This window comes from Pseudomonas sp. KCJK9111 (assembly GCF_046231935.1).
Lineage (GTDB): Bacteria > Pseudomonadota > Gammaproteobacteria > Pseudomonadales > Pseudomonadaceae > Aquipseudomonas > Aquipseudomonas parafulva_B.
In genome coordinates this window covers 1-401 of the sequence record NZ_JBJJMO010000140.1, presented here as the reverse complement: position 1 = coordinate 401, position 401 = coordinate 1, and the positions used below count along the sequence as shown (strand labels likewise).

The following is a 401-nucleotide window of genomic DNA, read 5'->3' as shown; positions in this document are numbered from 1 at the left end:
GCTGCCGACTTGATGCCCAGGCTGATTTCGCCCGAGTCTTTGTAGACGTCGTCACCTTGTGCCGCGTGGGTGTACTGAGCGCTGGTTTCGCCGGCCTTGATGGTGACCTTTTCATTGTTGCTCAGGGTCACGACCAAGTCGTTGGCCAGGGCCTTGTTGATTTGAACAGTGAACGTTGGCTTGACGTTTTCAGCAACAGAAGTCTGATCCGCCGCAATGGTGACCAGAACTTGGTTGCCCTGGTTGCCCGTGCCCGGAGTACCCGAGCCTGGCTCGTCGGTAACTTGGGTGCTGACTGGAGTCTTGTCCAGCGTCAGTTGCTCGAACTTGCCAACATCTGCGCCAGTGACGGAGGCGATCGATTTCACGACCGGATCGTTAGCACCGACATAGTCGTTGTC

General features: G+C 56.9%; 1 protein-coding gene. It reads right to left on the bottom strand.

What is annotated here, in order from left to right; all coding sequences use genetic code 11:
* Window positions 1-401 (bottom strand): immunoglobulin-like domain-containing protein (locus ACK59L_RS21530; protein WP_409275967.1); only part of this gene is annotated, 401 nt, incomplete at both ends.